This window comes from Microbacterium sp. KR10-403, assembly GCF_040196215.1.
GTDB lineage: Bacteria > Actinomycetota > Actinomycetes > Actinomycetales > Microbacteriaceae > Microbacterium.
This window is the reverse complement of record NZ_JBEGDC010000005.1, coordinates 269,859-282,683: the sequence shown is the minus strand read 5'-3', so window position 1 is coordinate 282,683 and position 12,825 is coordinate 269,859. Positions and strand designations below refer to the sequence as shown.

The following is a 12,825-nucleotide window of genomic DNA, read 5'->3' as shown; positions in this document are numbered from 1 at the left end:
CTCAGACCTCCGTGACGGCGTCCCACATCGCGGCGAGGACGGCGGGCTCGTCCGGCAACACGTTCTCATCGGACCCCGAGACGAACACGCGCACCTGTCGGAGGGCCTGATGCACCAGCATCCCGATCCCGGCGACGGCACGCGCGCCGTGACGTTCCCACGCCACCGCGAGCTCGGTCGGCCAGTGCCCGTACACGACGTCGTAGAGCAGTCCCCCGTCGCGCGCGAGCGCATCCGCCACGGCGGGGTCGAACGGTGCGCCACCGGGCAGCGTCGCGACCGTCAGCGCCACCACGTCGCGTGCGCGCGTGTCGAGCCCGACGCCTTCGACCGTCACGCCGATCTGAGCGCCCAGCCGCGCCAGCCGCTCGACCGCCTCGGGGCGCCGCGCCGCCACCTCGACCCGCGAGACGCCCAGCGTCTCCAGCGCCAGAAGCGCCGATGTCGCGGTCGCGCCCGAGCCGACGATCCGTGCACGATCGATCGGGGCATCCAGCTGCTCGGCGACGTCGGCGGCGATGCCGGCCACATCCGTGTTGAACCCGTGTGGGCCGTCGTCGGCGAGAAGCAGCGTGTTGACCGCTCCCGACAGCTCGCCATGCCGGTTGCGGCTGACGGCGGCGTCGAAGGCACGACCCTTCAGCGGCATCGTGAGCGACAGCCCGCGGTACGAGGGCCCGAGCGCACCGAACTCGCCGGGGAACGACGCCGCAGACACCTGTCGCCGCCCGTAGGCCCACTCCAGCCCGAGCGTCCGGTAGGCGGCCGTGTGCAGGCGCGGCGACAGGCTGTGCGCGATGGGGTCGCCCCAGACCTCCAGCCGGTCCCCCGCGATCAGCATCCCGCATCCGGGTGGTCCGTGCACCACGCCCGCATCTGTGTGATGGCCTTCTCGTGCTCCGCGTAGGTCGTGCTGAAGACGGTCTCGCCGGTGTCCATGTTCACCGTGACGAAGTACAGCCAGGGGCCCTTCGCAGGATGCATCGCGGCATCGATCGCGACATCCCCGGGATTCGAGATCGGCCCGACGGGCAGGCCGGCGTGCACGTAGGTGTTCCACGGGTTGTCGTCGTCGAGCGCCGCCTGCGACGAGCTCGCCGTGCCGTCGTGCAGCTCGCCGTAGCCGTACTGCGCGGTCGAGTCCATCTGCAGCTTGCCGAAGGTCTCCTGATTGTCGGGGTCGAGCCGGTTCTCGATGACCCGCGAGACCTTGTAGAAGTCCTTCTCCTCACGCGCCTCGCGTTGGATGATCGACGCGATGATGAGGATCCGCTGCCGATCGGCCTCGGGCACGCCCGCGTCGTCGAGCGAAGTGACGGTGCGCGCGACCATCGTCTTGATGACGTCCTTCGCGGTCACATCCGGGTTGAAGTCGTACATCGCGGGGAACAGCCAGCCTTCGAGGCTGTCGGCGTCGACCCCGTAGTCGCTGGGGTTCTTCACAGCCGCGGTGAAGTCCTTCCGCGGGATGCCCAGCGAGTCCGACAGCCGGTCGAGGATCTGGTCCTCGGTCAGGCCCTCCGGCAGCAGCGCCGCGTTCTCCTGCTTGCTCGCAGGGTCCAGCAGCGCCTTCAACGCCGCCTTCGCCGTCATCTGCTTCTGGAGCTTGTACACGCCCGGATAGAACGTCGGGTTCGCCCCCGTCGACACGAGCAGGTCGTAGAACGCGCCCGATGTCTTGGTCACGCCCGCGTCCGACAGCGTCTTGGAGATGACGGCACCGGTGTCGCCCGACTCGATGGTGATCAGCGCTTCCCCGTGCGCGAGGCCCGCCTCGTAGTCCTTCGGCTCCTCCCAGCCCATGAGGCTGCGAATCTGCGGTTCGTAGGTGTGCCACACGTACAGCCCGCCGGCCCCGATGCCGCCGAGCACGACGATCACGATGAGGAAGCCGATCAGGCAGCCCTTGCGCTTCTGACGCTTCGACTTCTTCGCAGGCACGGCCCCCAAACTATCCGTCGTGGTCGTTCCCGTGAAGAGGTCGTCGAGCACCGGCATCGACGGGCCACGGTCCGCATCTTGCGAGGGGCGGGGGGATGCCGCAGCCGCGACGGGCACGTCGGCCGGGGTCTCCTCATCCATCGCGAGAAGAGAACCCGTGCGCATCGGACCGTAGCCGCGTTCCGTCGACGGCTGCGCGTCGATCCGTGCCGTCGGTGCCGGATCGGCGACCGCCGCGGGTTCGGGCACCGACGCGGTACGAGGCTCGGGCACGGACACCGCGCGCGGCTCGGCCGCCGGCGGCGTCCACGGCGCCGGCTCAGGCGCCGCCGCCGGCTCGCGGGCAGCCGCCGTCTGGGCGCCGCGCGCCGCGGCCTGCTCCGCTTCTCTGCGGGCGGCCAGTTCACGTGCCTGGCGGCGTGTCAGGGGTGCGCCGGAGGCGGGATCACCGTCGGGGGGACGGACTTCGGGCATGTCAGGCGGGCTCCTGCGCTGGGGGGATGAGATCGCCGGCGGGCAGCCCTGTCCGTTTCTCGATGTCGAGTGCGTGCTGCAGGAACACGACCGCGGCGACTTGATCCACCATGCTACGAGATGAACGCTGGGATCGGCCCGAATCTCTCAGCGCGTTGTGAGCCGACACGGTGCTGAGCCGCTCGTCGATCATGCGGACGGGGGCGGTGGATGCCGCGGCCAGCCGCGCCGCGAACTCCCGGGCATCGGTGGTCGACGGTGTGTCCTGCCCGTGCAGGTTCAGCGGCAGGCCGACGATGATCTCGATCGCCTCGTACTCATCGGCCAGCGCCGTGATGCGCGCGATCGGCTCGCCCTTGCGCGGCACGGTCTCCACCGGCACCGCGAGCAGGCCGTCGGGGTCGCTGCGGGCGACCCCGACGCGGGCCTTGCCGACGTCGACGGCCAGACGGACTCCGCGCAGGGGGTCGGTCACACCGTCTCCAGGGCGGCGCGTACGGCCTCCAGCGCCGCGGGCAGTGCCGCGGCATCCGTCCCCCCGCCCTGCGCCACGTCATCGCGGCCGCCACCGCCACCGCCGAGCACACCGGCCGCGGTCTTGGCCAGCGCACCGGCCTTCGCCCCGGCCGTCCGCGCGGCCTCATTCGTGGCCACGACCACGACGGGGCGGCCCTTGACCTCGGCGCCGAGCGCGACGACGGCGGCATCCGAGCCGAGCCGGTCGCGCACCTGGAGCGCGAGAGAACGCACGTCGTCGCCCGACCCCGCCGTTCCGAGCGACGCGGTCACGACGCGGTGCGCACCGATCTGCACGGCGCCCTCGGCGAGCGTCGGCACGCGGTCGGCCAGTGCGCGTGCCTCGAAGGCGGCGATCTTCTTCTCCGCCGCCTTGAGGTTTGCGGCCAGCTCGGCGACCCGCTCGGCCAGCTGGTCGCGCGGGGTCTTCAGCGCGCTCGTGAGCCGCGAGACGAGGGCACGCTCGGCGGTGAGCTCACGGAAGGCGTCCTGGCCGACGAGTGCCTCCACGCGGCGGTTCGACGCGCCGACCGACGACTCGCCGAGGAGGCTGATGAGGCCGATCTGCCCGGAAGTGGCGACGTGTGTGCCGCCGCACAGCTCACGCGACCACGGGCCGCCGATGTCGACCATGCGCACGGTGTCGCCGTACTTCTCGCCGAACAGCGCCATCGCGCCGAGTTCCTTGGCCTCGGTCAGCGGCAGCACGCGCGTGGTGACCTGCAGGTCGTCGCGCACGGCGTTGTTGGCGATCTCTTCGATCTCGCTCTTGGTCGCATCCGACAGCGCCTGGCCCCACGAGAAGTCGAAGCGCAGATAGCCCGCGCGGTTGAGCGAACCCGCCTGGGTCGCGGTTTTGCCCAGCGTGTCGCGGAGCGCGGCGTGCACGAGGTGGGTCGCGGAGTGCGCCTGCGTGGCGGCGCGCCGGTTCGCGGCATCCACCACCGTCGTCGCCGGCTGCCCGACGCCGACCTCACCCTGCGACACCTCGACGGTGTGACTGATCAGGCCCGGCACCGGACGCTGCACGTCCAGCACCTCGAGCTCGAAGCCCGGCCCCACGATCATTCCCTTGTCGGCGACCTGGCCGCCACTCTCGGCGTACAGCGTGGTCTCGGCCAGGATGACCTCGGCGATCTGCCCCTGCACCGCCTGCGGCACCGGCAATCCGTCGACGAGGATGCCGAGCACCGACGACCCCGTCTCGAGCTCGGTGTAGCCCGAGAAGACGGTCTCGCCCTGCGCGCGGAACTCGCGGTAGACGCTCTGGTCGGCGATGGCCCGCTTGCGCGAACGGGCATCGGCCTTGGCTCGCGACTTCTGCTCCTGCATGAGCGTGTCGAACGCGGTGCGGTCGACGTCCAGGCCGGCCTCCTGCGCCACCTCGAGAGTGAGGTCGATCGGGAAGCCGTAGGTGTCGTGCAGCAGGAAGGCCTCCGAGCCGCTGATCGCGCTCTTGCCGGCCTTCTTGGTCTCATCGATCGCGACGTCGAGGATCGTCGAGCCCGACGCGAGCGTGCGCAGGAAGGTCTCCTCCTCGGCGAAGGCGTACTGCGAGATGCGCGTCCAGTCGTCGGCGACGACCGGGTAGGCGCTCTTCATCGCGTCGCGCGATGCGACGAACAGCTCGGGGAACGTCGGCTCGTCGACGCCGAGCAGGCGCATGGCGCGCACGGTGCGGCGCATCAGGCGGCGCAGGATGTAGCCGCGGCCCTCGTTCGAGGGGGTGACGCCGTCGGAGAGCAGCATGAGGGACGAACGCACGTGGTCGGCCACGACGCGGAAGCGCACGTCATCGCCGTGCTCGGCGCCGTAGCGGCGACCCGAGAGGTCCACCGCCCGATCGAGCACCGGCCGCACCTGGTCGATCTCGTACATGTTCTCGACGCCCTGCTTGATGAAGGCGACGCGCTCCAGGCCCATGCCGGTGTCGATGTTCTTCTTCGGCAGCGGCGCCACGACGTCGAACTCGGTCTTCGAGCGCACGTTCGTGATCTGCTCCTGCATGAACACGAGGTTCCAGATCTCGGTGAACCGGTTGTCGTCGACCGCGGGGCCGCCGTCGCGCCCGTAGGCAGGGCCGCGGTCGAAGTAGATCTCCGAGCAGGGTCCGCCGGGTCCGGGCTGGCCGGTGTGCCAGTAGTTGTCCTCCTTGCCCATCCGCTGGATGCGCTCGGCGGGCAGGCCCGCGATCCGCTGCCACAGCTCGGCGGCCTCGTCGTCGTCCTCGTAGACGGTGACCCAGAGGTCCTTCTCGGCGAAGCCGAGGCCGCCGTCGGCCTCGGACGAGGTCAGCAGCTCCCAGGCGTAGCCGATCGCGCCTTCCTTGAAGTAGTCGCCGAACGACCAGTTGCCCAGCATCTGGAAGAAGGTGCCGTGGCGGGCGGTATGCCCGACCTCCTCGATGTCGAGGGTGCGGATGCACTTCTGCACATCGGCGGCGCGCGCGTACGGCGCGGGCACGAGTCCGCTCAGATACGGGATGAACGGCACCATGCCGGCGATCGTGAACAGGATCGACGGGTCACTGCTGACGAGCGACGCCGACGGGACGATGACGTGGTCGTTCTTCTCGAAGTAGTCGAGGTAGCGCTGGGCGATCTCAGCGGTCTTCATGCGCTTCTTTCTCAGGGAGAGGTGCCGGCGGCGTCGCTGCGCAGCCGGCGAGGGTCGGGATGCCGCCGGTCAGGCGGCGGGCTCGTCGCCCGCCGGGGCGCCGGACAGACGCGCCTCCTCCTGGCGGTAGGCGTCGCCCATGCGGTCGGTGAACTCGGTGATGCGCGCGTCGACGGCGGCGAGCACCTCGTGCCCGCGCGGGTCCTTGTTCATGAAGTGCGCGACGACGAAGCCACAGGCAGTACCGAACACGAACCACACCAGACTCTTCATGTCTCCACTCCTCGACCGCGGACGCGGCATCCCCCTATCGTAATCGGCACAGCCGACGGGTACAGGCGGTACGACGAAGGGCGCCGGGATGAAGTTCCCGACGCCCTCGCGTTCGCTTGTCGCGCGATGCGTCAGCGCGCGGCGTAGTACTCGACGACGAGCTGCACGTCACACGTGACGGGCACCTCGGCGCGCTTCGGGCGACGCACGAGTCGCGCCTGCAGCTTCTCGAGGTCGACCTCGAGGTAGCCGGGAACCGGGGGCAGCACCTCGGCGTTGCCACCGGCGGCGGCGACCTGGAACGGCTCGGTACCCTCGCTGCGCTCCTTGACGTGGATGAGCTGGCCCGGCTTCACGCGGAACGACGGGCGGTCCACGAGCTGGCCGTCGACCATGATGTGACGGTGCACGACGAACTGGCGAGCCTGCGCCGTGGTGCGGGCGATGCCCGAACGCAGCACGAGGGCGTCCAGACGCATCTCGAGCAGCTCGACCAGGTTCTCACCGGTCAGGCCGTCCTTGCGGCGGGCCTCGTTGAACGCGATGCGCAGCTGCTTCTCGCGGATGCCGTACTGCTCGCGCAGACGCTGCTTCTCACGCAGACGGACGGCGTAGTCGCTGTCCTGCTTGCGCTTGGTGCGGCCGTGCTCGCCGGGGCCGTAGGGGCGCTTCTCGAGGTAACGCGCGGCCTTGGGCGTCAGGGCGACGCCGAGAGCACGGGACAGGCGGACCTTACGGCGGTCCTGGGACTTCGTGACCACGAAGTTTTCCTTCCGATGACGCGGCCGTGTCGATCACGGCTCGCGGACGTATCTCCCACTCCTCGCCCTTCGGGACTGCACGCCGGGGCATGCCGGAAGGTCTTGGTCGGAGGAGGGGGATGCCCGAAAACACGGTTTCGAGCCGATCCATGCTATCAGACCGCGTGTTCCGGGCGTCGGCTACTCCCCCAGGATCCGCCGGATCTTCTCCAGCCGGGCCTGCACGTCGCGCTCAGCGCCGAGTGCCTTCGGCTCGTAGTAGCGGCGCCCGCGCAGCTCGTCCGGCAGATATTGCTGGGTCGCGACGCCCGCCTCGATGTCATGCGGGTACACGTACCCCTTGCCATGCCCGAGCCGTTTCGCCCCCGCATAGTGCGCGTCGCGCAGATGCGCGGGCACACGGCCGAACCCGCCTGCCTTCACATCCGCGATGGCCTTGTCGATGGCCAGATATGCCGCATTCGATTTCGCGGTGGTCGCCAGGTACGCCGTGGCCTCGGCGAGCGGGATGCGCCCCTCGGGCATGCCGATGAACGCCACGGCATCGGCCGCCGCGACCGCGATCTGCAGCGCCTGCGGGTCGGCGAGCCCGATGTCTTCGGCCGCCGAGATCACCAGGCGCCGCGCGATGAAGCGGGGGTCCTCCCCCGCCTCGATCATCCGCGCGAGGTAGTGCATCGCGGCGTCGACGTCGGAGCCGCGGATCGACTTGATGAACGCGCTGATGACGTCGTAGTGCTCGTCGCCCTGCTTGTCGTAGCGCAGCAGCGCCTTGTCCACGGCCTGCGACACATTCTCGGCGGTGATCGCCGGCGTCGCGTCGTCGTCGCCCGGCGCTGCCAGCGACGCCGCGGCCTCGAGCGAGGTGAGCGCCCGACGCGCATCGCCCGAAGCCAGCCGCACGAGCGCGGCCCGCGCGTCGTCGTCGAGGGTGTACTCACCGGCCAGCCCGCGGGCGTCGGTGACAGCGCGGTCGATGAGCACACCGAGCTCTTCGTCGCTCAGCGGCTGCAGCGTGAGCAGCAGCGATCTGCTCAGCAACGGCGAGATCACCGAGAACGACGGGTTCTCGGTCGTCGCGGCGATGAGCACGACCCAACCGTTCTCGACGCCGGGCAGCAGGGCGTCCTGCTGGGCCTTCGTGAAGCGGTGGATCTCGTCGAGGAACAGGATCGTCGACTGGCCGTACAGGTCGCGCTGGTTCAGTGCCTCCTGCATCACCTCGCGCACGTCGCGCACGCCGGCCGTCACCGCGGAGAGCTCGACGAAGCGCCGCCCCGACGAGCGCGCGATGGCCTGCGCGAGGGTCGTCTTGCCGGTGCCGGGCGGCCCCCAGAGGATGACGGAGACGGATGCGGCGGACGCGGCATCCGCGTTCGCCAGAGCCACCAGCGGCGAGCCCGGACGCAGCAGGTGCTTCTGCCCCGCGACCTCATCGAGAGAGGTGGGACGCATCCGCACGGCCAACGGCGTGTGGCCGGCGAACAGGGCGGATGCGGTCGTCACACCTCAAGGCTAGTCGCGGTCGCGGACATCGCCCTTTGTCGTCACATAGCGACCTTGCGTAGGATCGTCCCGGCCCGGATCGTGCCGGGAACCGCAGTGTTGAGGAGGCCCCGTGGCGCCCCGTGCCAATGACAGAGACGCGCGCGTCCAGCGCGAGCGAGCCCGTGCCTACCAGGCACGGCTCGAGGTGAACGCCGGCCGCGAGCGACGGCGCACGCGCGACAACATCATCGGCGGCGTCGTCGGCGCCGTGCTGCTGCTGGGGATCCTAGGCGCGCAGGTCGCCTACTACACGGCAGGCCCGGGCAAGCCCGCGCCGGAGCCGTCGCCGACGACCACCTCGACGGTCACGCCGACGCCGACGCCCGCGGTGACGGATGCCGCGACCCCGGCGCCGACGACGACTCCGTGACCGACGCGCCGGACGTACTAGGCTGGGAGTTCCTTTCAACCCCCGCCGACGGCGCCAGCCGTGATGAGGTGCTCCCGTGACTGCCGACGCAGAGAACACTCCCCGTACGCCCCCCGTTCCCGCGCCCCCGACCGTGGCGCTGCGCAAGGTGCAGCCCGCCCCCGTCGTCGACGTCGAGACGTCGACCTCCGAGGAATGGGGCCGCGTCGACGACAGCGGCGTCGTCTCGGTGCGCGAGGGCGACGAGTGGCGTGTCGTCGGCGAATACCCCGACGGGACGCCCGCAGAGGCGCTCGCCTATTTCGAGCGCAAGTTCGCGGATCTCGCCGGCGAGGTCGCACTGGTCGAAGCGCGCCACCGCGGCGGCGGCGCCCCCGCCGCCGATCTGCGCAGCACGGCCGCGAGCGTTCGCGAGAAGACCGTCGGTGCCGCCGCTGTCGGCGACCTTCAGGGTCTGGTGACCCGGCTGGATGCGCTCACCGCAGAGCTCGAAGAAGCCGCTGTGGCCGAGACCGCCGCCGCTCGCGAAGCCGTGGACGCCGCGATCGCCGAGCGCACCGCCCTCGTCGAGCGCGTTGAGGCCCTCGCCGCGCGTGATCTCGGCTCGGTGCAGTGGAAGCAGACCACCGCTGAGCTGAACGAGCTGTTCGCACAGTGGCAGGAGCAGCAGTCCCACGGGCCGCGCCTGCCGAAGTCCGTCGCGCAGAAGCTCTGGAAGCGGTTCCGCGACGCGCGCTCGACGCTCGATCGCGCGCGCCGCGAGTTCTACGCCGAACTGGATGACGTGCACAAGGCCGCACGCGCACGCAAGACCGCACTGATCGAACGCGCCGAGGCCCTCGCGCCGCGCGGCGAAGACGGCATCGGTGCCTATCGCGATCTGCTGGACGCGTGGAAGAACGCAGGGCGCGCGGGCAAGAAGGCCGATGACGCGCTGTGGGCGCGGTTCAAGGCGGCCGGAGACGTGCTGTACGGAGCTCGCGCAGACCGCGAGTCCGCCGAGGTCGAGGCGTCGCGCGAGAAGATCGAGGCGCGCAAGGCGCTCCTCGACGAGGCCCGCCCCATCGTCGACGAGCCCGACATCGCGAAGGCGCGTCAGGCGCTGACCGCGATCCAGCGCCGCTGGGATGAGATCGGTCGCATCTTCCCGCGTGACAAGGAGCGCGCGCTCGACGACGAGCTCCGCAAGATCGAGCAGAACGTCCGCGGCCGCGAGGATGCCGACTGGAAGCGCAACAACCCCGAGACCAAGGCGCGCGCCAACGACATGTCACGGCAGCTGAACGACGCGATCGCGAAGCTCGAGCAGGAGCTCGCCGACGCCGAGGCGTCCGGTGACGCCCGTGCCATCGCCGCTGCGGCCGAAGCCCTCGAGACACGCAAGGCCTGGCTGAAGGTCGTCGGCGGCTGACGGTTATCCACAGGCGGCGGCATCCCGTCTCCCCGGTGTCGTGCGCTCCGGCACACTGCCGGTATGGGTTCCGCGCATCTGTACTTCCCCGGTGACCGCCTCTCCGCCGCCGAACTGACCGCGGCGTGTCTGGACGGGCACCTCGTCGCCGTCGGCGACGCCTACATACCGGCGGACGCCGTCGAGACCGCAGCCCTCCGTGCCGGTTCGATCGCGCCGTTGCTCGGCGACGGACTCGCGGCCACGGGCCTCAGCGCCGCATGGATCCACGGCGGCATCGACGAACCGCCCGCTCGCCACCGCGTGCAGCGAGTGGGCACCCGACGCCTGCATCACGTCATCGACCGACGACTCGAGTACCACGACACCCCGATCCCCGAGGCCGACCTCACCCGCGTCGGCGGAGTCCGTGTGGCCACTCCCGCCCGCACGGTGGGAGACCTGCTCCGTCCCGGCGGGGCGCACGACATCCAGATCGCGCGCCGTCTCATCGACTCCCGGACGGTGACCGCGGCCGCCGCCCTCGCCGCGCTCGACGACACCGGTCCGCTGCCGGGCAAACGCCTCGCTCGACGGTTGCTGCAGGAGTGGATCGCGAGCGCGGGTCAGCTCGACGTCACGCGATAGACGTCGTACACGGCCTCAATGCGCCGCACCGCGTTCAGCACTCGGTCGAGGTGAACGGTGTCGCCCATCTCGAACACGAAACGGCTGATCGCCAGCCGGTCGTCGCCCGTGCTGACCGTGGCCGACAGGATGTTGACGTGGTGATCGCTGAGCACGCGCGTCACGTCGCTGAGCAGCCCCGAGCGATCGAGCGCCTCCACCTGGATCTGGACCAGGAACACGCTCTTCGACGTCGGCGCCCACTCCACCTCGATCAGCCGCTCGGGGTTCGCCATCAGCGCCTTGACGTTGGTGCAGTCGGCGCGGTGCACCGACACGCCGCTGCCGCGGGTGACGAAGCCGACGATCTTGTCGCCGGGCACGGGGGTGCAGCACTTCGCCAGCTTCACGAGGATGTCGTCGGCCCCGCGCACGAGGATGCCGGAGTCGCTGCCTCCGCGGTGCGAACGGGGCTTGCCGCCATGCGGGGGCAGATCGATCGGGCCGGTCGCGGTCTCGTTCGCCGTGACGAGAGCCGTGACCTTCTCCAGCACCGACTGGGTCGAGACATGCCCCTCGCCGACCGCCGCGTAGAGCGCCGACACGTCTTCGTAGCGCAGCTGCTGGGCCACCTCCGCGAACGAGTCCTGGCTCATCAGACGCTGCAGGGGCAGGTTCTGCCGGCGCATCGCCCGGGCGATGGCCTCCTTGCCCTGCTCGATGGCCTCCTCGCGGCGCTCCTTCGTGAACCAGCCGCGGATCTTGCTGCGCGCACGCGTGCTCTTGACGAAGCTCAGCCAGTCCTGGCTGGGCCCCGCGTCGGGATTCTTCGACGTGAACACCTCGACGACATCACCGGAGTGCAGTTCCGACTCGAGCGGCACCAGGCGCCCGTTGACCTTCGCGCCCATGGTGCGGTGCCCCACCTCGGTGTGCACCGCATAGGCGAAGTCGACGGGGGTGGCGCCGGCGGGGAGTCCGATGACACGCCCCTTCGGCGTGAAGACGTAGACCTCCTTGGCACCGATCTCGAAGCGCAGCGAGTCGAGGAACTCCCCCGGATCGGCCGTCTCCGCCTGCCAGTCCGAGATGCGGGCGAGCCAGGCCATGTCGGCGTCCACGCGGCCGTCGGACTTGCCGCCGTTCATCCGCTCCTTGTACTTCCAGTGCGCGGCGACGCCGTACTCGGCCTGCTGGTGCATCTCGTGCGTGCGGATCTGGATCTCGACGGTGCGCCCGCCAGGGCCGATCACCGTCGTGTGCAGCGACTGGTAGAGGTTGAACTTCGGGGTCGCGATGTAGTCCTTGAAGCGCCCCGGCAGCGGCGTCCAACGCGCGTGGATGGCACCGAGCACCGCGTAGCAGTCGCGCACGGTGTTCACGAGCACGCGGATGCCGATGAGGTCGTAGATGTCGTCGAACTCGCGACCGCGGACGATCATCTTCTGGTAGACGGAGTACAGCTGCTTGGGCCGCCCCATCACCTGACCGCGGATCTTCAGGTCGCGTAGGTCGGACTCGACGTCCTTGATGACGGTCTGCACATACTGCTCGCGCTGCGGGGTGCGCTGCTTGACGAGGCTGTCGATCTCGGCGTACAGCTTGGGCTGCAGCACGGCGAACGACAGGTCCTCGAGTTCTGCCTTGATGGTCTGGATGCCGAGGCGATGGGCCAGCGGAGCGTAGATCTCCAGGGTCTCGGTCGCCTTGCGCTTGGCCTTCTCCGGCGGCACGAAGCCCCAGGTGCGGGCGTTGTGCAGACGGTCCGCCAGCTTGATGATCAGCACCCGGATGTCACGGGACATCGCCACGATCATCTTGCGCACGGTCTCGGCCTGCGCGCTCTCGCCGTACTTGACCTTGTCGAGCTTCGTGACGCCGTCGACGAGCATCGCGACCTCGTCGCCGTAGTCGCGCGTCAGCTCGGCGAGGCTGTAGTCGGTGTCTTCGACGGTGTCGTGCAGGAGCGCTGCGGCCACCGCCCGCGGGCCCAGGCCCAGGTCTGCGAGGATCTGTGCGACGGCCAGCGGGTGGGTGATGTACGGCTCGCCGCTCTGCCGCTTCTGCCCCGCATGGGCCTCGTCGGCCGTGGCATATGCCCGTTCGAGAATGGACAGGTCGCCCTTGGGGTGATGCGCACGGACGGTGCGGATAAGCTGCTCGACATCGTCACGCCGGGCGGCCCGCGAGAAGATCCTCGGCACCAGCCGTCGCAGCGAGGAACTCTGCGCAGGAGAGACGGTCTCGGCCATGCTCCGCCCCCTCTGCGTCGATTCCGACAATCCTACGCCCGGCGCACCCGCCGGCCC

General features: G+C 70.1%; 11 protein-coding genes. 3 read left to right on the top strand and 8 right to left on the bottom strand.

The window, feature by feature from the left end; translation table 11 throughout:
* Position 1: 1 nt before the first annotated feature.
* The 7 genes from ABMQ42_RS13130 to ABMQ42_RS13100 form a co-directional block, all read right to left on the bottom strand.
* A complete protein-coding gene (locus tag ABMQ42_RS13130) occupies positions 2-841 on the bottom strand; it encodes a shikimate dehydrogenase (protein WP_349723437.1) in 840 nt (279 codons plus the stop codon).
* Positions 835-2,415, bottom strand: coding sequence for an endolytic transglycosylase MltG (gene mltG, locus ABMQ42_RS13125; protein ID WP_349723436.1), 1,581 nt, complete (start codon positions 2,413-2,415; stop codon positions 835-837). The genes ABMQ42_RS13130 and mltG overlap by 7 nt, the downstream gene beginning before the upstream one ends.
* Before the next feature lies 1 nt (position 2,416).
* On the bottom strand, positions 2,417-2,890 hold the full coding sequence (gene ruvX, locus ABMQ42_RS13120; RefSeq protein WP_349723435.1) for a Holliday junction resolvase RuvX: 474 nt from the start codon (positions 2,888-2,890) through the stop codon (positions 2,417-2,419).
* A complete protein-coding gene (alaS, locus tag ABMQ42_RS13115) occupies positions 2,887-5,547 on the bottom strand; it encodes an alanine--tRNA ligase (protein WP_349723434.1) in 2,661 nt (886 codons plus the stop codon). Before alaS ends, ruvX begins: the two co-directional genes overlap by 4 nt.
* A 69-nt stretch (positions 5,548-5,616) precedes the next feature.
* Complete coding sequence (locus ABMQ42_RS13110; protein WP_349723433.1) at positions 5,617-5,820, bottom strand: hypothetical protein; 204 nt, start codon at positions 5,818-5,820, stop codon at positions 5,617-5,619.
* 131 nt (positions 5,821-5,951) lie between these two features.
* Positions 5,952-6,581 carry a 30S ribosomal protein S4 gene (gene rpsD, locus ABMQ42_RS13105; RefSeq protein ID WP_275279866.1) on the bottom strand — a complete coding sequence of 210 codons (630 nt, stop codon included), beginning with the start codon at positions 6,579-6,581 and terminating at the stop codon, positions 5,952-5,954.
* A 180-nt stretch (positions 6,582-6,761) separates the two neighbouring features.
* Complete coding sequence (locus ABMQ42_RS13100) at positions 6,762-8,087, bottom strand: replication-associated recombination protein A (protein WP_349723432.1); 1,326 nt, start codon at positions 8,085-8,087, stop codon at positions 6,762-6,764.
* 112 nt (positions 8,088-8,199) lie between these two features.
* On the opposite strand from ABMQ42_RS13100, the gene ABMQ42_RS13095 reads away from it, so the two are divergent.
* From ABMQ42_RS13095 to ABMQ42_RS13085, 3 genes are all read left to right on the top strand, one after another.
* Positions 8,200-8,499: a dioxygenase gene (locus ABMQ42_RS13095; RefSeq protein WP_349723431.1), complete on the top strand. Its 300-nt coding sequence runs from the start codon at positions 8,200-8,202 to the stop codon at positions 8,497-8,499.
* Between the two features lie 148 nt (positions 8,500-8,647).
* On the top strand, positions 8,648-9,910 hold the full coding sequence (locus ABMQ42_RS13090; protein WP_349723650.1) for a DUF349 domain-containing protein: 1,263 nt from the start codon (positions 8,648-8,650) through the stop codon (positions 9,908-9,910).
* Positions 9,911-9,973: 63 nt separating this feature from the next.
* Complete coding sequence (locus ABMQ42_RS13085) at positions 9,974-10,537, top strand: hypothetical protein (protein WP_349723430.1); 564 nt, start codon at positions 9,974-9,976, stop codon at positions 10,535-10,537.
* Here the strand turns inward: ABMQ42_RS13085 and ABMQ42_RS13080 are convergent.
* Positions 10,516-12,768, bottom strand: coding sequence for a RelA/SpoT family protein (locus tag ABMQ42_RS13080; RefSeq protein ID WP_349723429.1), 2,253 nt, complete (start codon positions 12,766-12,768; stop codon positions 10,516-10,518). The two genes, ABMQ42_RS13085 and ABMQ42_RS13080, sit on opposite strands and share 22 nt — an antisense overlap.
* Positions 12,769-12,825 lie beyond the last annotated feature (57 nt).

Coding starts and splice junctions, on each gene's coding strand:
- mltG (WP_349723436.1), bottom strand. CDS start 2,415: ATGCCCGAAGTCCGTCCCCCCGACGGTGATCCCGCCTCCGGCGCACCC.
- ABMQ42_RS13085 (WP_349723430.1), top strand. CDS start 9,974: ATGGGTTCCGCGCATCTGTACTTCCCCGGTGACCGCCTCTCCGCCGCC.
- ABMQ42_RS13080 (WP_349723429.1), bottom strand. CDS start 12,768: ATGGCCGAGACCGTCTCTCCTGCGCAGAGTTCCTCGCTGCGACGGCTG.
- ABMQ42_RS13130 (WP_349723437.1), bottom strand. CDS start 841: ATGCTGATCGCGGGGGACCGGCTGGAGGTCTGGGGCGACCCCATCGCG.
- alaS (WP_349723434.1), bottom strand. CDS start 5,547: ATGAAGACCGCTGAGATCGCCCAGCGCTACCTCGACTACTTCGAGAAG.
- ABMQ42_RS13110 (WP_349723433.1), bottom strand. CDS start 5,820: ATGAAGAGTCTGGTGTGGTTCGTGTTCGGTACTGCCTGTGGCTTCGTC.